Annotated in this window: 20 protein-coding genes; 3 read left to right on the forward strand and 17 right to left on the reverse strand. The window is 69.4% G+C overall.

The genetic code is table 11. The annotated features are described in order from the left end of the window. Positions 1–26: 26 nt before the first annotated feature. Together ACWPOC_RS20525 and ACWPOC_RS20530 are read left to right on the forward strand one after the other, a co-directional pair. Positions 27–293 (forward strand): DUF6953 family protein, encoded by a 267-nt coding sequence (locus ACWPOC_RS20525; protein WP_230787533.1) that lies wholly within the window; start codon positions 27–29, stop codon positions 291–293. 142 nt (positions 294–435) lie between these two features. Then, entirely contained in the window at positions 436–1,752 is a 1,317-nt protein-coding gene (locus tag ACWPOC_RS20530; protein WP_159418587.1) for a ClC family H(+)/Cl(-) exchange transporter, read from the forward strand. A 23-nt stretch (positions 1,753–1,775) separates the two neighbouring features. On the opposite strand, the gene dprA is transcribed toward ACWPOC_RS20530, so the two are convergent. The 9 genes from dprA to ACWPOC_RS20575 form a co-directional block, all read right to left on the reverse strand. Continuing rightward, positions 1,776–2,909: a DNA-processing protein DprA gene (dprA, locus tag ACWPOC_RS20535; RefSeq protein WP_159418588.1), complete on the reverse strand. Its 1,134-nt coding sequence runs from the start codon at positions 2,907–2,909 to the stop codon at positions 1,776–1,778. Further along, entirely contained in the window at positions 2,906–4,414 is a 1,509-nt protein-coding gene (locus ACWPOC_RS20540) for a YifB family Mg chelatase-like AAA ATPase (protein ID WP_120282255.1), read from the reverse strand. Before ACWPOC_RS20540 ends, dprA begins: the two co-directional genes overlap by 4 nt. Next, entirely contained in the window at positions 4,414–4,788 is a 375-nt protein-coding gene (locus ACWPOC_RS20545) for a YraN family protein (protein WP_120282254.1), read from the reverse strand. Before ACWPOC_RS20545 ends, ACWPOC_RS20540 begins: the two co-directional genes overlap by 1 nt. Positions 4,789–4,964: 176 nt before the next feature. Next, positions 4,965–5,279 carry a DUF2469 domain-containing protein gene (locus ACWPOC_RS20550; protein WP_006550963.1) on the reverse strand — a complete coding sequence of 105 codons (315 nt, stop codon included), beginning with the start codon at positions 5,277–5,279 and terminating at the stop codon, positions 4,965–4,967. A 37-nt stretch (positions 5,280–5,316) separates the two neighbouring features. Continuing rightward, positions 5,317–6,069 (reverse strand): ribonuclease HII, encoded by a 753-nt coding sequence (locus ACWPOC_RS20555; RefSeq protein ID WP_455409246.1) that lies wholly within the window; start codon positions 6,067–6,069, stop codon positions 5,317–5,319. Next, positions 6,066–6,875 carry a signal peptidase I gene (gene lepB / locus ACWPOC_RS20560; protein ID WP_120282252.1) on the reverse strand — a complete coding sequence of 270 codons (810 nt, stop codon included), beginning with the start codon at positions 6,873–6,875 and terminating at the stop codon, positions 6,066–6,068. The genes ACWPOC_RS20555 and lepB overlap by 4 nt, the downstream gene beginning before the upstream one ends. 228 nt (positions 6,876–7,103) lie before the next feature. Continuing rightward, entirely contained in the window at positions 7,104–7,445 is a 342-nt protein-coding gene (gene rplS, locus ACWPOC_RS20565; protein WP_006550960.1) for a 50S ribosomal protein L19, read from the reverse strand. An 83-nt stretch (positions 7,446–7,528) separates the two neighbouring features. Further along, positions 7,529–8,434 (reverse strand): hypothetical protein, encoded by a 906-nt coding sequence (locus ACWPOC_RS20570; RefSeq protein ID WP_455409299.1) that lies wholly within the window; start codon positions 8,432–8,434, stop codon positions 7,529–7,531. A gap of 68 nt (positions 8,435–8,502) precedes the next feature. Next, positions 8,503–10,863: a Tex family protein gene (locus ACWPOC_RS20575; RefSeq protein ID WP_120282251.1), complete on the reverse strand. Its 2,361-nt coding sequence runs from the start codon at positions 10,861–10,863 to the stop codon at positions 8,503–8,505. Positions 10,864–11,020: 157 nt separating this feature from the next. On the opposite strand from ACWPOC_RS20575, the gene ACWPOC_RS20580 reads away from it, so the two are divergent. Continuing rightward, positions 11,021–12,007, forward strand: coding sequence for a hypothetical protein (locus ACWPOC_RS20580; protein WP_455409247.1), 987 nt, complete (start codon positions 11,021–11,023; stop codon positions 12,005–12,007). Positions 12,008–12,025: 18 nt separating this feature from the next. Here ACWPOC_RS20580 and trmD read toward each other — a convergent pair whose 3' ends face one another. The 8 genes from trmD to ACWPOC_RS20620 all read right to left on the reverse strand — a co-directional run bounded on the left by trmD (position 12,026) and on the right by ACWPOC_RS20620 (position 19,889). Continuing rightward, positions 12,026–12,733 carry a tRNA (guanosine(37)-N1)-methyltransferase TrmD gene (trmD, locus tag ACWPOC_RS20585; protein ID WP_120282249.1) on the reverse strand — a complete coding sequence of 236 codons (708 nt, stop codon included), beginning with the start codon at positions 12,731–12,733 and terminating at the stop codon, positions 12,026–12,028. 3 nt (positions 12,734–12,736) lie between these two features. Then, positions 12,737–13,330 carry a ribosome maturation factor RimM gene (gene rimM, locus ACWPOC_RS20590; RefSeq protein ID WP_455409248.1) on the reverse strand — a complete coding sequence of 198 codons (594 nt, stop codon included), beginning with the start codon at positions 13,328–13,330 and terminating at the stop codon, positions 12,737–12,739. Between the two features lie 10 nt (positions 13,331–13,340). Then, entirely contained in the window at positions 13,341–13,583 is a 243-nt protein-coding gene (locus tag ACWPOC_RS20595; protein WP_006550954.1) for an RNA-binding protein, read from the reverse strand. Further along, a complete protein-coding gene (rpsP, locus tag ACWPOC_RS20600; RefSeq protein ID WP_016691249.1) occupies positions 13,583–14,029 on the reverse strand; it encodes a 30S ribosomal protein S16 in 447 nt (148 codons plus the stop codon). The genes ACWPOC_RS20595 and rpsP overlap by 1 nt, the downstream gene beginning before the upstream one ends. A gap of 193 nt (positions 14,030–14,222) precedes the next feature. After that, positions 14,223–15,338 carry an amidohydrolase family protein gene (locus ACWPOC_RS20605; protein WP_120282248.1) on the reverse strand — a complete coding sequence of 372 codons (1,116 nt, stop codon included), beginning with the start codon at positions 15,336–15,338 and terminating at the stop codon, positions 14,223–14,225. Positions 15,339–15,350: 12 nt separating this feature from the next. Further along, entirely contained in the window at positions 15,351–16,919 is a 1,569-nt protein-coding gene (gene ffh / locus ACWPOC_RS20610) for a signal recognition particle protein (protein ID WP_060651070.1), read from the reverse strand. Positions 16,920–17,047: 128 nt separating this feature from the next. Next, positions 17,048–19,561, reverse strand: a complete 2,514-nt coding sequence (locus tag ACWPOC_RS20615; RefSeq protein WP_120282247.1) for a [protein-PII] uridylyltransferase — start codon at positions 19,559–19,561, stop codon at positions 17,048–17,050. Continuing rightward, positions 19,551–19,889, reverse strand: a complete 339-nt coding sequence (locus ACWPOC_RS20620; RefSeq protein ID WP_016694628.1) for a P-II family nitrogen regulator — start codon at positions 19,887–19,889, stop codon at positions 19,551–19,553. The genes ACWPOC_RS20615 and ACWPOC_RS20620 overlap by 11 nt, the downstream gene beginning before the upstream one ends. Positions 19,890–19,903: the final 14 nt, after the last annotated feature.

Consider the following 19,903-nt stretch of genomic DNA (forward strand, 5'->3'; position numbering starts at 1 on the left):
ATCGGGGAGGCTCTAGGCTCGAGAACATGAGCACCACCGCGGCCGACATCGCCACCTGGATGACCGACATCATCACCACCGAACGCAGGGTCACCCAGACCGACATGGTCGACGCGATCGAGGCCAAGTTCGGCTCCGAGTGGATCTACGTGAACGACAACGGCCACCCGTCGATCGACCGCGCCGTCCTCAAGGAGTTCCGCAAGGCCCACCGCGGTGCCGTGAGGTGGGACCGCGACGACCGCGCCTGGTACGTCGAGGACGAGCCCACGACCGAGACCGCCGCCGAGTAAGCGGCCTTCCTCCGAATTCACCCTCGCACGTCCCGGCGGAACGTCCCGGAGTCTGTGAACATACGGTCACGACTCCTTCGCGCGACCGTCTCCGGCACCGCCGAGCGGATCGGCGCGTCGGCGGCAGGTCGGAGGACACCGGGTGGATACCGAGGACGTGCGGGAGCCTTCCGTTCCCCCTCGCGAACTGGCAACGATCTGTGTGCTGGCGATCGTGGCCGGCGCCGTCATCGGCATCGTCGGCGGAGCCTTCCGCTGGTGTCTGGAACGGCTCGAGCGATGGCGGATCCACACCGCGGAGTGGGCGCACGACCTCCCCGGTCCGGGATGGCTCGTGCCGGTGGGAATCACGATCCTCGGCGCTCTGCTCGCGGCGTTGATCGTCCGGATGGTGCCCCTCGCCTCGGGTAGCGGAATCCAGCACGTCGAGGCCGTCGACCGCGGGCAGGCAGAGCCACCACCTTTGTCGGTGCTGCCCTCCAGATTCGTCGGGGCACTCCTGTCGATCGGGTCGGGTCTCGTCCTGGGGCGGGAAGGCCCGATCGTGCACATGGGTGCCGCGGTAGGCGCCGAGACCGCGCGTCGCGCCCGGTGTCCCGAGCACGAACGTCTACTGCAGACCTCGGTGTCCGGTGCCGGACTCGCGGTCGCGTTCAATGCCCCGATCGGCGGTGCGCTGTTCGTCTTCGAGGAGGTCACCGGTAGCTTCCGTGTCCGCACCGTCGTACCCGTCGTCCTGTCGGTGGCCGCCGCGGTGGCGTGCTCGCGGACGATCGTCGGCGATACCCCCGACTTCGCCGTGGACCCCATCGTTCCCCCGTCCATCGTCCTGCTGCCCGTGTTCGTGGTGTTCGGCCTGCTCACCGGACTGCTCGGCGCGGCCTACAACCGGATGGTCCTGGGATCTCTGAGCGTGGTGGAGTCGGTCCGGTCGCTCTCCCCGGTGACGAAGGCCGCGATCATCGGCGGGCTCGTCGGGTTGTTGTCGGTGGTCGCACCGTGGGCCGGCGGTGGCGGCGACTCCCTCGTCCAGCACGTGGTGGGCGGTGGTGCGCTCGCACTGCCGGTCGTCGCCTGGTACGTCCTGCTGCGGTTCGTCGCCGGCCCGCTGTCGTACGCGGCCGGGACACCGGGCGGACTGTTCGCGCCGCTCCTCGCACTGGGCGCTCTCTGGGGTCTGTTGTGCGCCGGGATCTCCGCCGCGATCGTCCCCGGGCTCGGGTCGTCCCTGGCCGTGCCGATGGCGCTCGCGGGGATGGCCGCACTCTTCGGCGCGTCGGTGCGGGCCCCGATCACCGGAGTCGTCCTCGTCGTGGAGATGACCGCGGCGACGGGAGTGACGGTTCCGATGCTCGCCGCGACGATCTGTGCGGTCGTCGTGGCGTATTCCACGCGGGTCCCGCCCATCTACGACAGCCTGCGCGACCGCATGTTCGGCGCCCCTCCCGCCCGGGGGTAGACCGCCCCGGCGTCGATCCGCTGTCACATCCGCCGCCACCCTCCGTCCGTCGCCACCACCAGGCCGTCGAGTTCGAGCAGGGGCAGCGCCGCCCGCACCCGCTCGATCGGCAGTCCCGCCGACTCGGCCAGCATCGCCGGATCGCAGACGTCCGACGACGGAAGCGCCTCGTAGACCAGTGCCATGTCGCCCGACAGTCCGTCCAGGTCGCGGCGGAACAGGCCGTCTCGGTCGTCGTCCCCGCCCGCCAGGAGCGGACCGCACTCCTCGACGACGTCGCGCGCCGCGCCCACCAGACGCGCCTCGCCCTCCTTGATCATGCGGTGACAGCCTTGCGAGGCCGCCGAGGTCACCGGTCCGGGCACCGCCATGACAGGCCGTCCGAGTCGTCGCGCCCACGCCGCGGTGTTGCGCGCCCCGCTGCGCCAGCCCGCCTCGACGACGACCGTGCCGGCGGACAACGCCGCGATCAGCCGGTTGCGGGCGAGGAACCGGTACCGCGCCGGAGTCGTACCCGGCGGATACTCGCTGACCACGAGGCCGGATTCGGAGATCCGCCGCAACATCGTCGTGTGTGCCGCCGGATACGCTCGATCGACCCCGCAGGCGAGAATCGCAACGGTGGTGCCACCCACCCCGAGCGCCGCCCGGTGTGCGGCAGCGTCGACGCCGAAGGCCGCACCGGACACGACCGTCCACCCGTCGGCGGCGAGATCCCCGGCGATCTCGGCGGTGACGTGCTCCCCGTAACCGCTCGCGGCGCGGGTCCCGACGATGCCGATTGCACGTTCGGCCAGTTCGTCGATCCGCCGGCTCCCCCACACCCACAGGGCGAGGGGTGGCCCCTCGGCGTCGGTGGCGGTGTCGAGGGTGCCGAAGCCGAGCATCTGCCAGGCGGGCCATTCGTCGTCGTCGGGCGTCACCAGTCGCCCACCGGCCCGCCCCAGACGGTCGAGATCCCGCGCCGCGGTGTCGAGGTGCGCCCGCATCGAGTACCGCGCCGAGAGTTCACCGAGGCCCGCACCCGACCGGATGGCCGCCGCCACCTCGAGCACACCCCCGGCTTCCACGGCCGCCGACAACGATCGTGACGCACCCTGCGTGACGGTCGACAGATAGGCCCAGGCCAGGCGCCGTTCGTCGTCGTGCCTGCTCATGCGACACCACGATCCCGGAAGTCCAGTGCGGCAGCGACGTGCGTCGCCGACGGCGAATCGGAGCCGTCGAGGTCGCTCAGCGTCCACGCGACCCGCAGTGCCCGATCCGCTCCTCGCGCGGTGATGGCGCCCTTGCGCAGCGCCCATTCGACGGGTTCGAGCGCAGCACGCGGAAGGCGGAACTTCTGTCGGAGGGCCGGTCCGGGCACCTCGGCGTTGGTGGCCCAGCCGTGCTCGGCCCACCGTTCGCGTGCCGCCGCTCTCGCCCGGGCGACACGCGCCCGTACGTCGTCGGTACTCTCGCCCGTCTCCCCCATCAACGCGCTCGTCGCGACGGCCTGCATCCGGACCCGGAGGTCGACGCGGTCGAGGAGCGGGCCCGACAGACGCCCCAGATAGCGGCGACGTGCCGTCGGCGCACACACGCAGTCGGCGTCACGCGGAGGTGCGCACGGGCACGGGTTGGCGGCGAGGATCAACTGGAAACGGGCCGGATATCGTGCGACACCGTCCCGCCGGGCGATGCGCACCTCCCCGTCCTCGAGCGGTGTCCGTAGTGCTTCGAGCGTCTTCGTCCCCATCTCGGCGACCTCGTCGAGGAACAGCACGCCGCGGTGCGCCCGGCTCACCGCGCCGGGTTTCGCCATACCGGTGCCGCCTCCGATCAGCGAACTCACCGACGCCGTGTGATGGGGCGCGATGAAGGGCGGTTCCGTCACGAGCGGACGGTCGCTGGTGAGGGTGCCCGCCACCGAGTGGATGGCCGTCACCTCGAGGGCGTGACTTTCGTCCAGGTCCGGCAGGATCCCCGGAAGTCGCTGCGCGAGCATCGTTTTCCCGATTCCCGGCGGACCGGTCAACATCAGGTGGTGCGCACCGGCCGCAGCGACCTCGATCGCGCGACGCGCTTCGTGCTGGCCGACCACTTCGCTGAGATCGCCACGCACCGCCCGTGGTGGCAGCGCACGCGGATCGGGCCGTTCGAGCGGACCGTCGCCCTGGAGCCAGAGCACCAACTCGCGCAGCGTCTCGGCGCCGTAGACGTCGATGCCGTCGACGAGCGCCGCCTCGGTCATCGTCGCGGTCGGCACCACCACGCGCGACCAGCCGTGCTTCTTGGCCGTGAGCACGGCGGGCAACACCCCACGTACCGGCCTGACGCGTCCGTCGAGCGCGAGCTCACCGAGCAGCACCGTCCGGGAGACGGCCTCGGTCGGCACGATATCCGCCGCGTCGAGCACCGCGCACGCCAGTCCGAGGTCGTAGACACTGCCGACCTTCGGCAGCGTGGCCGGAGACAGTGCGAGCACGACCTTCGAATCCGGCCACTTGGCACCGGAATTCGACACGGCGGCGCGCACCCGGTCGCGCGACTCCTGGAGCGCGGTGTCGGGCAGTCCGACCATCGTCACCCCTGGCAGACCTCGTCCGATGTCGGCTTCGATCTCGACGACCTGCCCGTCGATCCCGGAGACGGCGACCGACCAGGCGCGTCCGAGTGCCATCAGAGGACCTGCTTGCGGTGGGTGATCTCCGGGGCGTGTCCCCGCGCGAGCAGAACGGTGACCACATCGACGCGGATGTGCGACCAGCGGCGCGTCTGCTCGGACAACCACTGCCCGGCGAGGCGACGGATACGTTCGGCCTTCGCGTGCGTCACCGCTTCGGCGGGGGTGCCGTATCCGGTGCCGGTGCGGGTCTTGACCTCGACGAAGACGACGGACGCGCCGTCCTGTGCGATGAGATCGAGTTCGCCGTATCGGCTGCGCCAGTTCCGTTCGAGCACGACCATGCCGGTCGACTCGAGGTATTCCGCGGCGAGGTCCTCGCCTCGCGCGCCCAGATCCCGGTTGTGTGATGTCCGATTCGTCCCCTGCATGCCCCCACTGTGGAGGACCGGGGCACGCGAAATCGGGTCCGAGCACGGAGATCGGGGAATCTGTGGATGAGTACGGTGCCTGTGCACAACCGCGCGCGTCGAGCCTCGGCGGACGGCTCGGTGTCGGCGCCCCGGTTAGGATGCGGCCACTCCGCGCAGGATCGTCCCCGCCGACGTCAGCCCAGCTTGTCGGGCAGTCTCAGTTCGGGCTTGTCGAGCTCTTCGATGTTGACGTCCTTGAACGTGATGACACGGACGTGCTTGACGAAGCGTGCGGGACGGTACATGTCCCACACCCAGGCGTCGGACATACGCACCTCGAAGTACACCTCGCCGTTGGCGTTGTGCGGCAGCAATTCGACGGCGTTCGCCAGGTAGAACCGGCGCTCGGTCTCCACGACGTACGCGAACTGACCGACGATGTCCCGGTACTCCCTGTACAGCGAGAGTTCCATCTCGGTTTCGTACTTCTCGAGATCCTCGGCACTCATCGGTCTCGGTGTCCTCCCAGTCTGGTGTGTCCTGCAATCATCCCGCATCCGCCTCGTCGGTGAACAATCGACGCCCCAGGTCGTCTGCGTACGATCGACGAACCAGGTCGTCGGCGAACAGCCGACGTCGCACTGCGGGCACTCCACACACCGAGCGCACATTGGCCCACGACCGCCGGTGCTGCGGTGACGGGCCGTGCTCGGCCAACGCCGCCATGTGCGTCGGAGTGCTGTAGCCCTTGTGTACTGCGAAACCGTACTCCGGTAGCTCGCCGTCGAGGTCGACCATCATGCGATCGCGTGTGACCTTCGCGAGCACACTGGCCGCCGCGATGCACGCGGCCGCCGCGTCGCCGCCGATCACGGGCAGGGACGGTGCAGGCAGTCCGGGCACCCGGAAGCCGTCGGTGAGCACGTAGCCGGGCGGAGTCGACAGACCTGCCACCGCGCGTCGCATGCCCTCGATGTTGGCGACGTGGATGCCGATCGCGTCGACCTCCTCCGCGGGGATCACCACCACGCTCCACGCCCGGGCGCGTCGCACGATCACCGAGTACAGCTCCTCACGGGTGCGTTCGGTGAGCTTCTTCGAATCGTCGAGCCGGTCGAGCGACGCGTGCGGCCGGTCGCCGAGCACGCAGGCGGCGACGACCAGCGGTCCGGCGCAGGCACCGCGGCCGGCTTCGTCGACCCCGGCGACCGGACCGAGACCGCACCGCACGAGCGCGGACTCCATGGTGCGCAGTCCCGAGGAGCGACGGATCACGGGTCGAGGTGGCCAAGCAGTCACGAGGGAAGGATCTCCGGTGAGTCGATCAGGCCCCATCGGCCGGGAGGCAGCACGATGAAGCGGGCTTTTCCGATGACATTGTCCAGCGGGATCGAGCCCTGATGCTCGTCCCCGACGTGGTAGCGCGAGTCGGCCGAGTTGCTGCGGTTGTCGCCCATCACCCAGACGTGGCCCTCGGGCACGGTGACGGGCCCGAAGCAGCGCCCGGAGGGCACCTCGGTCTCGCACGTGACGACACCCGGGGTGAACGGGAAGTCCATCGTCACGTACGGCTCGTCGAGCGGGACACCGTCGACGAGCACACGGCCCTGGTCGTCGCAGCATTCCACCGTCTGCCCGCCTGTCGCGATCACGCGCTTGACGAGGTCGTTCTCGTCGGGCGGCACGACGCCGACGAGCGAACCGATCTCCTGCAGTCCCCGCACGACGACGTTGTCGGAACGGGTCGAGACGTAGCCGGCCGACCACGAGTCGGGGCCTTCGAAGACGATGACGTCGCCGGGACGGGGATCGGTGAAGCGGTATCCCACCTTCTCGACGACGATGCGGTCGCCGGTGCAGCCCGGGCAGCCGTGCAGTGTCGGCTCCATCGACTCCGAGGGGATGAGATAGACCCGCGCCACGAAGGTCTGCAGCAGGAAGCTCAGGGCCAGTGCGACGACGACCAGGATCGGCAGTTCACGCCAGAACGACTTCTGCTTCTTCGCCTTGGGGGCGGTGTCGTTCGCTACGGGGTCCTCGCGCCGGTGGTGTGCACCGTCGGCTCGATCGCTCCGAGCCGAACCTCGAACATCGTTGCGGTTCACATCCGGTCGAGCCGGATCGTGCGGGGAATCTGCCACCTCGACAGACTAGCGTCTGCGGCACGGCGGCCCGCCGAGGACGACCGTCGGCCGGACGGGTGAGCGACAGACCGCTGCCCACAACGACGACGACCCGGCCGGGACGGAAGTCCGGGCCGGGTCGTCGGATGCTGTATCGGGTGGCTCGGGAGCCGTGCCGAGCAGCCCAGGGGGCTGATCAGCAGCCGAAGATCAGCGCTTCTCCTTGATCTTGGCAGCCTTGCCGCGCAGCTCACGCAGGTAGTAGAGCTTCGCGCGACGGACGTCGCCACGGGTCAGCACGTCGATCTTGGCGAGGTTGGGGCTGTGCACCGGGAAGGTACGCTCCACGCCGACGCCGAAGGAAACCTTGCGGACGGTGAAGGTCTCGCGGATGCCGCCGCCCTGACGCCGGATCACGACGCCCTTGAAGACCTGCACACGCTCCTTGCTGCCCTCGATGACCTTGACGTGCACATCGAGAGTGTCGCCGGGACGGAAGTCCGGGATGTCGTCGCGCAGCGACTTGGCGTCCAGAAAGTCCAGGGTGTTCATCGGTTTTTCATCCTCTTGTTCGCTCGAGCAGAGGAACCTGGCGGCGACCGCCGTGTGGCGGGCTCGACCGGTTCGTGCCCAGGTCAGGTAGGCGTGCCCGAACGGGGCAACCCGTCCATTGTGCCAGACGGAACATCGATCGATGAAATCGGCAGTGGCGCCGGTTTGACGCGACGGTCCAGTTCCGCCTCGGTCGCGGTGCGCGAGTGCTCGACACTGCCCCGCACGGTCTCGAGCGTCGGTGCGCCCGCGACGAGATCCTGCACGAAGATCTTGGCGCGGATCACCGGGCGCCGAAGCCGACGTTCGCGTTCGAGCGCGCGTGCCATGCGACGGGGCCGCTTGCCGTACCGCCAGCGAGCCCAGGGCGCCCCGGGCCGGGAGAGCCGGATCGCGCCGACCCACAGCAGCGGAACGACGAACAACCCGACCAGGCCTGTCCAGATCTTGCCCTTCGCCAGGACGATCGCGGCGAGCAGGAGGTTCACGAGCACGGCCACCACCAGCGCGGCCCGTCCGGCCCAGTCACCGCTGTCCTCGAAGTTCGTGGTGTCCCCGAGTTCGAACGGTCGCAGGCCGAGCAACCACATCCCGGTCACGGCGATCGCCACGAAGACGGCGTCGACGGACACCCGTCCCTGTTCTTCCCAGTACACGTCGTTCAGGTAGAAGATCAGGGCGAACTCGTCGAGGGTCAGCGCGGCGCCGACTCCGAAGAGCGCCGCGAGGATGCACGCGGCGACGCGGTTGGCATCCTCGGAGATCGCGATCAGTCCCCCACCGGCGATCACCATGGTGACGACACCGAACACCACGTGGTGCACGTGCTGACCGCCCGGGGTGATGTTTCCGGGCCACCAGCGCACCTGCGCGCGGATCAACCGCACGCTGATCCGGATGAAGACGAACGCGGCCACGAAACCGAGGAGGAAGAACAGCAGCGGCAGGCGCCCCTGATCGACGATCTCGCGCTGCATCCAGTCGAGCATCACCGGATCACCCCGGCCACCGTGGATCTCATGTCCACAGCATCGCAGGAGTGACCCGGTGATTCGCGTCAGTTGTTGCCGAAACCGGCGCGTCGCAGGGCGTCGGCCATCGATCCGGAGGCGGCCGGTGCCGAACGGCGGTCGCCGCCACGGCCCTGCTGCCCACGATTGCCCTGCTGTCCGCGATTACCCCGGCCGCCCTGGTTGCCGCCGCCCTGGCCTCCGGGACGTCGGCCACCTCCGCGCGGCTGACCTCCCGACTTCTCGGCGCCCGGGGTGGGGACCTCGTCGTCGAGTCGCAGCGTCAGACCGATGCGCTGGCGCGCGACGTCGACCTCGAGGACCTTCACCTTGACGACCTCACCGGACCGGACGACGTCGTGCGGATCCTTCACGAAGCTGCGCGACATCGCGGAGACGTGCACGAGACCGTCCTGGTGCACACCGACGTCGACGAAGGCACCGAAGGCCGCGACGTTGGTGACCACTCCCTCGAGGACCATGCCGGGCTTCAGGTCGGCGACCTTCTCGACACCGGCGGCGAACGTCGCGGTCCTGAACTCCGGACGCGGGTCGCGGCCGGGCTTCTCGAGCTCGGAGATGATGTCGGTGACGGTCGGGACACCGAAGCGATCGTCGGCGAACTCGTCCGCGCGCAGCTGCCGCAGGGTCGCGGTGTTGCCGAGCAGTTCGCGGACGCTGCTGCCGGTCCGGTCGACGATCCGCCGCACCACCGGATACGCCTCGGGGTGCACCGCGGACGCGTCGAGCGGGTCGTCGCCGTTGGGGATCCGCAGGAAGCCCGCGCACTGTTCGAAGGCCTTCGGGCCGAGTCGCGGGACGTCCTTGAGCGCTCTCCGTGCCCGGAACGGACCGTTCTGGTCGCGGTGGGCGACGATGCTCTCCGCGAGCGACCCGGTGATACCCGAGACCCGCGACAGCAGCGGGACCGACGCCGTGTTGACGTCGACACCGACGGCGTTCACCGCGTCCTCGACGACCGCGCCCAGCGACCGCGCGAGCATCGTCTCGGACACGTCGTGCTGGTACTGGCCGACACCGATCGACTTCGGGTCGATCTTGACCAGTTCGGCGAGCGGATCCTGCAGGCGGCGTGCGATGGAGACCGCACCGCGGATGGACACGTCGAGATCCGGGAGTTCCTTGGTGGCGTACTCGGAGGCCGAGTAGACGGACGCGCCCGCCTCCGACACCACGATCTTCGTCAACCCGGGCACCTTCGCCAGCGACACGAGATCGGCTGCGAGAGCGTCCGTCTCACGAGACGCCGTGCCGTTGCCGATGGCGATCAGTTCGACACCGTGCCGCGCGACCAGCGCGGCGAGCACCGCGAGGGCCTCGTCACGCTTGTTGTGCGGCTGATGCGGATAGATGGTGGTGTGGTCGACGACCTTGCCGGTCGCGTCGACGACGGCGACCTTCGTGCCGGTGCGGTAGCCGGGGTCGAGACCCATCGTCGGTCGCGTGCCGGCCGGTGCGGCGAGCAACAGGTCCTTGAGGTTGGCGGCGAAGACGTCGACCGCGTCCTTCTCGGCGGACTGCCGCAGCCGCATCCTGATGTCCAGCGACAGCGACATCTGCAGCTTGGTGCGCCATGCCCACCGCACGGTGTCGAGCAACCACTTGTCGGCGGCGCGTCCCTCGTCTGCGATGCCGAAGCGCGTCGCGATCCGTCCCTCGTAGTAGCTGCGCTCACCGGGCACCGGCTCGTCGATCTCGGGATCGAACGACAGCGACAGCACCTCCTCCTTCTCGCCGCGCAGGAGGGCGAGGATGCGGTGCGAGGGCAGCTGGGTGAACGGTTCCGAGAACTCGAAGTAGTCGGAGAACTTCGCGCCGTCGTTCTCCTTGCCGGACCGCACGGTGGAGCTCACCTTGCCGCGCGTCCACATCGCCTCGCGGAGCTCGCCGACGAGGTCCGCGTCCTCGGCGAAGCGTTCGACGAGGATGGCGCGCGCACCGTCGAGCTGCTCGGAGGTGTATCCGGCGGGATCGGTGGTGGGGTCGCCGATGAGCGCGTCGGCGACGGGTTCATGACCGGCCTCGCGGGCGATCTGCGCCTTGGTGCGCCGCTTCGGCTTGAACGGCAGGTAGATGTCCTCGAGCCGCGCCTTGGTGTCGGCGAGCATGATCTGTCCGCGCAGCGTGTCGTCGAGCTTGCCCTGCGCCTCGATCGATTCGAGGATCGCGACACGGCGCTCGTCGAGTTCCCGCAGATAGCGGAGGCGTTCCTCGAGGGTGCGCAGCTGGGCATCGTCGAGCCCGCCGGTCGCCTCCTTGCGGTAGCGCGCGACGAACGGCACGGTCGCGCCGCCGTCGAGCAGTCCCACGGCCGCAGCGACCTGGTCTTCGCGGACGTCGAGTTCCTGGGCGATCCGCCGGTTCACGGTGTCGAGTTCGGTCGTCACGTCGAACGACCCTACAGTCGCCGTCCCCCGCCCGCGCCTGTGGCAGCGTGGGGCGCCCGCGCGCGTGACGGCACTCGCGCTCGCGCGCGGGGTCCGTGCAGGCTGTCGGGTGGACCGGCGCTATCGTCCACTGCACAATGGAATGCAGGAGCCGGACATGAAGCACGGGCGCGGACGCGCACGATCGGGCGCGATGATGCTCTGCGTGGCCACCGCACTGGCCGTATCCGGCTGCGAATCGATCGATTCCCATCCACTCCCGCACGAGGCGCTCGGTCTCGCCTCCGTGACGGACACCGATTCCGACGAGTCGACCGTGACGCTGTCGACGGCCGAACTGCCCCGGCAGATCGACGCGGCCGTCGCGCTCGCGGACAGCCGCGGAGCGCGCCTGACCGTCGCCGTGCTCGACCGTGAATCCGGGACCCGCGTGCTCGGCGGATCGGACGAACCCTTCGAGACCGCCTCGACGGTGAAACTGTTCATCGCCGAGGAGGTCCTGTACCGCGAGGTGACAGGCGAAGCGACGCTCGCCGACGAGGACCACGAGTTGATCCGGTCGATGCTGCGCTCCTCGGACGACAACGCGGCAACGCTGCTGTGGGAGACCTACGGTGGTCCCGAGATCGTCGAGCACGTCGTGGAACGGCACAACCTGACCGGCACGACTCCCCCGGATCCGGGGTCCTGGTGGTGGAACACAACTACGACGGCGTCGGACCTGCTGACCTGGTACGACGATCTGCTCGGCGACAGCGCCTCCGGTGACGAGAGCGCGGCCCGGATCGTCGGCCATCTGGTGGAGTTCACCGACGAGGGCGTCGACGGATACGACCAGCGTTTCGGGCTTCCCGAGGGTCTCGGCGATTCCACGGAGCTGGGTGTGAAGCAGGGGTGGATGTGCTGCCTGGCCGGTGAATGGCTGCACCTGTCCACCGGATTCTTCGGCGACGATCACCGTTACGTGGTCGTGGTCGCGGCACGGGAGACCGTCACCTACGACGAGTCGGATCCCTTCTACGACACCGGTTTCCTGCCCGACACGGCGATGTACGACGCGACGGACGACGGGAGCGCGCAGCATGCGCGCGAGACCGTCACGCTGGCGGTCGAGACGACGCTCGGAAGCGCACACCGCCCCTGAGGGCCGTCCGGCGCGGCGTCAGTCGTCGGACGGGAGCAGGTCGGGTCGTCGTTCGCGGGTGCGTTCGAGCGACTGCTCATGGCGCCAGCGGGCGACCTTGCCGTGGTCGCCGGACAGCAGCACCGGCGGCACCTCGAGGTCGCGCCACACCGCCGGCCGGGTGTAGCTCGGTCCTTCGAGCAGTCCGTCGGAGAACGAATCCTCCTGGTGCGACTGCTGATTGCCGAGCACACCGGGCAGCAGCCGGACGACGGCCTCGACCATCACGAGAACGGCGACCTCCCCACCGATGAGGACGTAGTCGCCGATGCTCACCTCTTCGACGCGCACGCGCCGCGCGGCATCGTCGAAGACGCGCTGGTCGATTCCTTCGTAGCGGCCGCAGGCGAAGACGATCCGCTTCTCCTTCGACCACCGTTGTGCGGTGGCCTGATCGAAGCGGCGACCGGCCGGAGTCGGGACGACGAGCAGGACGTCGGGATCGGTTTCACCGTCGGGTCCGGCGAGCACGTCGTCGAGCGCCGGTCCCCACACGGTGGGTTTCATGACCATGCCCGGTCCGCCGCCGTAGGGCGCGTCGTCGACGGCCTTGTGCACGTCGTGCGTCCAGTCGCGCAGGTTGTGCACGCCGACGGAGATGAGCCCCTTGTCGATCGCCTTGCCGAGCAGGGCGACGCGCAGGGGTTCGAGATATTCGGGGAAGATGGTGACGACGTCGAGCCGCACGGACTACTGCTTCCCCTCGATCGACTTCTTCTTCTTCTTGGACGGCGGTTCCCCGAAGTCGGGGTCGAGGAGTCCTTCGGGCGGATCGATCTCGATCACGCCGTCCCGGACCGATACCGTCGGGACGATCTCGGTGACGAACGGGACGAGCAACTCTCCGCGCTCCTGGCCGGCAGGCCGGATCGACAGCAGTTCGCCGGCGGCCGTGTGCAGGACCTCGCGGACGGTGCCGACCTCGGTTCCGCCGTCGGGGCGACCGGCGACGATCCGCACCGTCAACCCTTCGAGTTCGTGATCGTAGAACTCGTCCGGGTCGTCGGACGGCGGAAGGTCGGCGCTGTCGACGACGAACAGCACGCCGCGCAGTGCGTCGGCGGCGTCGCGACCGTCGATGCCCTGCAGGCGCAGCAGAAGCCGCCCGGAGTGTTCCCGGGCGGCTTCCACTGTGTACTCGTGCAGGTGCTTGTCGCGAGGCTTACGGCCACGCAGGACCGCGCCGACGGCGAAGCGCTCCTCCGGTTCGTCGGTGCGAACCTCGACGACGACTTCGCCTCGGATGCCGTGCGACTTGGCCACACGGCCCACGACGAGCTCCATCGACGCTCGCCTAGCGGTCGGTGTCGACGACGTCGACACGGATACCCCGGCCACCGATGCCGGTGACGAGGGTCCGCAGCGCGGTCGCGGTACGACCGCCGCGGCCGATGACCTTGCCGAGGTCGTCGGGATTGACGTGCACCTCGACGGTGCGGCCCCGACGGCCCGCGATCAGGTCGACGCGGACGTCGTCGGGATGGGCGACGATTCCACGAACGAGATGCTCGACGGCATCGGCGACCACGGCGCTCATTACTCGGCGGCCTCGGTGGACTCGGCCTCGGTGGACGCCTCGGCGGACTCTTCCTTGGCAGCCTTCTTCTTCTTGGGCGTGACGGCCTCGGCAGCCGGCTCGTTCTCGGCCTGCGCGAGGGCGGCCTGGAACAGCTCGAGCTTGGACGGCTTCGGCTCCGCCTTCTTCAGCGTGCCCTCGGCACCCGGCAGGCCCTTGAACTTCTGCCAGTCACCGGTGATCTTGAAGAGGTTGAGGACCGGCTCGGTCGGCTGCGCGCCGACGTTCAGCCAGTACTGCGCACGCTCCGAGTCGATCTCGATCAGCGAAGGCTCTTCCTTCGGGTGGTACTTGCCGATGGTCTCGATGGCCCGGCCGTTGCGGCGGGTGCGCGAGTCCGCGACGACGATGCGGTACTGCGGGTTGCGGATCTTGCCGAGACGGGTGAGCTTGATCTTGACAGCCACTGCTGTGTTCTCCTTCGGGGTGCGCCGAGGCGCGTGTCACGTGCAATTCGGACGACGCGCCCTTCTGGCACGCCCGGTTTTGCCTCTAGCCTGTGACCGCCGCGCGGTACGTAACCGGATGCGACGACAGCGAACCATTCTGCCAGACGCGTGAGCCAGGACGAAACCGGCACCCGGTGACCCCGCGCACCCCCTACAAGCGCGCAGGGCTCCCCGAGACCACTCGGCCGCGGAGAACCACGAGATCGGGACGCGCGGCCGCGGGGTCGCTGCGCGGATCCTCCCGGTACACGACGAAATCCGCCGACGTCCCCGGCTCGAGACTCGGATGCCCGAGCCACGCGCGGGCCTTCCAGCTCGCCGCGGCGTACGCCTCGGTGGGGTCGAGACCCACGCGCACGAGCGATGCGATCTCGTCGGCGATGCGCCCGTGCTGCACCTGGCCACCGGCATCGGTGCCCGCGTAGATCGGGATGCCGGCCTCGTGGGCGGAGCCGATGGTCTCGTCGAGGCGCGCGTACAGAGCGCGCATGTGCGCCGCGTACACCGGGAATCGCGTCGCCGAATCGGCGATGTCCGGGAAGTTCTCGATATTGACCAGTGTGGGCACGAGCGCGGTGCCGTGCGCGGCCATCGTCGCGATGGTCTCGTCGGTCAGGCCCGTGCCGTGCTCGATGCAGTCGATCCCCGCCGCGAGCAGTCCGGGCAGGGCGTCCTCACCGAAGACGTGCGCCGTCACCCGCGCGCCTTCGCGGTGGGCCGCGGCGATCGCCTCGACGAGGATCTCGTCGCTCCACAGCGGAGCGAGGTCGCCGACCTCCCGGTCGATCCAGTCGCCGATGAGTTTGACCCAGCCGTCGCCGGCCCGGGCCTGACGGGCCACTTCGTCGGGCAGCTGCGACTCGTCCTCGAGGTCGACGGGCAGCCCGCGGATGTAGCGCTTGGGCAGAGCGATGTGCCGACCCGCCCGGATGACCCGGGGCAGGTCCGCCCGCTGATCGAGGGCCCGGGTGTCGACAGGTGAACCGGCGTCACGGAGCAGCAGGACACCCGCGTCGCGTTCGGTGACGGCCTGCGCGAGCAGACCCTCCTCGTCCTCCGCTCCCCCGCCGAACCTGATGCCGACGTGGCAGTGCGCGTCGACGAGGCCCGGCAGGATCCAGCCGTCGGCACAGAGCACCTCGGCGTCGCGGCCGGGCTCGGCCGTAAACGATCCGTCGGCCCCGACGAACAGCTCGACGGTTTCGTCGTCGGCCAACGACCGGCCCCGCACCACGAAGGAACGCGCATCACCCTCGGTCACGGTCATCCCCGGCCCGGCTCAGTTCTTGGGGAACTTCAGCTTCGACAGGTCGAAGTTCTCGAGTCCCGGAGGAAGCTCGTCGAGGCCCTTCGGCATCTTCGACAGGTCGGGCATCCCGGCGGGCATGCCACCCGGGAGACCGGGGAAGCCGCCGGGCATACCGCCCCGCACCTTCGGCGGCGTCGGTCCGCGACCGCCCTTCTTCCCCTTCTTGCCCTTCTTGCGCTGGTTCTTGCGTGCGCCCGGCATGCCCATCTGGCCGGCCATGGCCGTCATCATCTTCCGGGCCTCGAAGAACCGGTCGACGAGCTGGTTGACGTCGGAGACCTTCACACCGGAACCATTAGCGATACGCAGTCGCCGCGAGCCGTTGATGATCTTCGGGTTGGCGCGCTCCTCCGGCGTCATGCCGCGGATGATCGCCTGGATGCGGTCGAGCTGCTTCTCGTCGACGTTGGCCAGGGCGTCCTTCATCTGCCCGGCTCCGGGCAGCATGCCCAGGAGATTGGCGATGGGGCCCATCTTCCGCACGGCCATCATCTGCTCGAGGAAGTCCTCTAGGGTGAGCTCGCCCGAACCGATCTTGTTGGCGGTGGCCTCGGCCTGCTCGGCGTCGAAGACCTGCTCGGCCTGCTCGATCAGGGTGAGCACGTCGCCCATGCCGAGGATGCGGCTGGCCATGCGCTCGGGGTGGAAGACGTCGAAGTCCTCGAGCTTCTCACCGGTGGAGGCGAACATGATCGGCTGGCCGGTGAGCTCGCGGACGCTGAGCGCGGCACCACCACGGGCGTCGCCGTCGAGCTTGGTGAGCACCACGCCGGTGAAGCCGACGCCCTCGCGGAACGCCTCGGCGGTACTCACGGCGTCCTGACCGATCATCGCGTCGAGGACGAACAGCACCTCGTCGGGCTGCACGGCGTCGCGGATGCCCGCGGCCTGCGCCATGAGTTCCTGGTCGATACCGAGGCGACCGGCGGTGTCGACGATGACCACGTCGTACTGCTTGTTGCGCGCCTCGGCGATGCCCTGCTCGGCCACGGCGATCGGGTCGGCAGCGGTGACTCCGAGTTCGTTCTCGCCTCCGCCGATGGAGGTGCCGGGATGGGGAGCGAAGACCGACACGCCGGCACGCTCACCGACCACCTGCAGCTGGGTGACAGCGCCGGGACGCTGGAGGTCGCAGGCGACCAGCATCGGGGTGTGTCCCTGCGCCTTGAGCCACTTCGCGAGCTTGCCCGCGAGGGTGGTCTTACCGGCACCCTGCAGACCGGCGAGCATGATGACCGTCGGCGGGGTCTTCGCGAACTGCAGACGACGGGTCTCGCCGCCGAGGATCCCGACGAGTTCCTCGTTGACGATCTTGACGACCTGCTGGGCCGGGTTCAGCGCGCCGTGCACCTCGGCGCCCTTGGCGCGCACCTTGATCTTCTTGATGAACTCGCGCACGACGGGCAGCGCGACGTCGGCCTCGAGCAGGGCGAGGCGGATCTCACGGCAGGTCGCGTCGATGTCCGCGTCGGACAGCCGCCCCTTGCCGCGCAGGTCCTTCAGGACCCCTGTCAACCTGTCGGAAAGGGATTCGAACACCGAATGCGCTCCTGAGCTCTGACGAAGATGCGGACATTGCTGCGAACCAGGGTAACCGCTCCCGATCCGTCGCGACCGCGGGTGGCCACGCCACAGGGCGGGCCGCCCGCGCGGTCACGATCTGTCGGTCACGGTCTGTCGGCGGGCGCAGGCGGCTCGGGGGCAGGCAGGACCGACAGCAGTTCCTTCTCGAGATGCTCCCGGGAGACACGGGTGTGGGCACCGGCGAGATCGACGCAGAACGAGTCGATCACCGTCGAACCCAGCGTGCTCACCCGTGCCCACCGCACGTCGGCTCCGACATGCTCGAAGACGTCCGCGAGGCGGCACAGCAGACCGATCCGGTCCTCCGACCGGATCTCGAGCACGACCTGGTCCGCTTCGGATCCTTCGAACCAGATGATCCGCGGCGGCGCGAGAGCGGCGCTGACGGGAACCGCCCGGGCCGTTCGCTCGGGAAGCCTGCTCTCACGTTCGGCGCGGTCCTTGGTCTCGAGGGCACCGAGGAGGTCGAGGTCGCCGGAGCGTGCCCGCACGAGTTCCTGCCGGAGCAGCGCCGCTTCGGGCGGTGAACCGAATCTCGGGGCCACGACGAAGCTGTTGACCGTGCTGCCGGCGTGACTGCCGATCGAGGCCGACAGCACCCGTAGACCGTGCAGCGAGAGCACGCCGGCCTCGTCGGAGAGCACACCCCGCTCGTCGGGCGCGACGAAGGTCGCGGTGAAGCTGCGACCGTCCTCGCGTGGTTCGAGCGCGACGTGCAAGGCGCCGTCCTCGGCGAGGTTCGCGAGGGCGGGATCGATCGGATCCGGTGCCGGCAACTCGTCCCCCGCCATCATCATGCGGCACCGGCGCACGAGTTCCCTGATCAGCGACGCCTTCCAGTCCCCCCAGACTCCCGGGCCGGTGGCCTGCGAATCCGCCTCGGCCAAGGCGTGGAGCAGGTCGAGCAGCACCGGATCGCCGTCGAGGGCGTCGACGACCGCGGCCACGGTCTCCGGATCGTCGAGATCGCGCCGGGTCGCGGTGTGCGGCAGGAGCAGGTGGTGTCGCACCATCGAGGTGAGCAGCGCCAGATCCGAGGGCCACAGACCCATCCGCCGTCCGATCTGCAGGGCCAGTTCGGCACCGACCACGCTGTGGTCGCCGCCGCGTCCCTTGCCGATGTCGTGCAGCAACGCGCCGAGGACGAGCAGGTCCGGCCTGGCGACCCGTGTCGTCAGTTCGCTCGCGTAGACGGCGGTTTCGACGAGGTGCCTGTCCACGGTCCACGTGTGGACGGCGTCGCGCGGCGGCAGGTCGCGCACCGCACCCCATTCGGGGAGCAACCGCCCCCACAGTCCTGTGCGGTCCAGCGACTCGATGACGTCGACCGCGCGACGTCCCGAACCGAGCAGCACCAGGAAGTCGTCGAGGGCTTCGCGGGGCCAGGGTTCGCGCAGTTCCGGGGCGTGATCGGCGAGCCGGGTGAGCGTGGCCGCCGAGACGGGCAGTCCGGCCTGCGCGGCGGCCGCCGCGACCCGCGTGATCAGGCCCGGGTCGCGACGCGGATGCGCGTCGCGCGCGAGGGCCACCTCTCCCCCGTGCTCGACGACCCCTTCGTCGAGGGGTCGCCGCACCGGTCCGCGACGCAGACGCGACAGGCCCTTGCGCGGCAGCGAATTGGCCGCGGTGCGCAGACCGACGTCGACGGAGTAGCTGATCGTGCGGGCCGATTCGGTGAGCACCCGCGCGAGATCGAAACGGTCGCCGATCCGCAGCGCCGCGGCGATCTCGTCGGCGTCCTGCGCGCGCAGCTGATCGCGGGAGCGGCCGGCGACGCGGTGCAGCTCGGTGCGTACGTCGAGCAGTCGCCGGTGGGCGGCCGCGAGACCACCCCCCGGGACGTCGGGTCCGAGTCCCGGCATGCCGTCGGTGAGCTGCGCAACGGACAGGGCATTGAGCAACTGCACGTCCCGCAACCCGCCGCGACCGCTCTTGAGGTCGGGTTCGGCCCGGTGGGCGATCTGCCCGCTGCGCTGCCACCGCACCTCGGTCATCTCGATGAGTTCGTCGAAGCGGGACCGGATGCCGGTGCGCCACTGACGTCGCACACCGCCGATGAGCAGATTGCTCAGCTGGGCGTCGCCCGCGATGTGCCGCGCCTCGAGCATTCCCAGTGCGGCCGTCAGATCGGACGAGAACACCTGGAGAGCCTGGGGCACCGTCCGGACACTGTGGTCGAGTTTGATGTGCGCGTCCCACAGCGGGTACCAGAGCTCGTCGGCGACCTTCGACACGACGGACGGCGCCATGTCGTCGTGGAGAAGGATGAGATCGAGATCGGAGTACGGGAGCATCTCGCGGCGTCCGAGCCCCCCGACGGCGACGATGGCGAAGCCTCCCTCGCGCTTGATGCCGAGTTCGGAGCCCTTCGTCGTCAACCAGAATTCATGCAGGTCCACGAGGGCGTGACGCAGGGCCACGGTGTCGAGGCGGCGGCTGCGGGGGCCGCCGGAGAGCAGGGTGTCGCGGGCGGCCGCGAGATCGGCGGCGCCCGCCGGTGCGGTTTTGCGGGCCGAGGACACCGAAGGCCCCGACCCCGCTGCCGAAGCAACGGGATCAGGGCCTCGAGTGCCGGACCCCTGGGGGTCAGAGCGCATCCGAACCTCGTTCTCCGGTGCGGACCCGGACCACGGCTTCCACGGGCGTGACCCACACCTTGCCGTCGCCGATCTTGCCGGTACGGGAGGCCTCGACGATGGTCTCGACGACCTTGTCTACAGCGGAGTCGTCGACGACGACCTCGACGCGGACCTTCGGCACGAAGTCGACGGAGTACTCGGCTCCGCGGTAGACCTCGGTGTGGCCCTTCTGGCGGCCGTACCCCTGCACCTCGCTGACTGTCATTCCGAGCACACCGGCCTGCTCCAGGCCTGCCTTGACGTCCTCGAGCGTGAACGGCTTGATGATCGCCGTGATCAGCTTCATATCCTCATCCTTCC

It is taken from the genome of Rhodococcus sp. 5G237 (assembly GCF_053764735.1).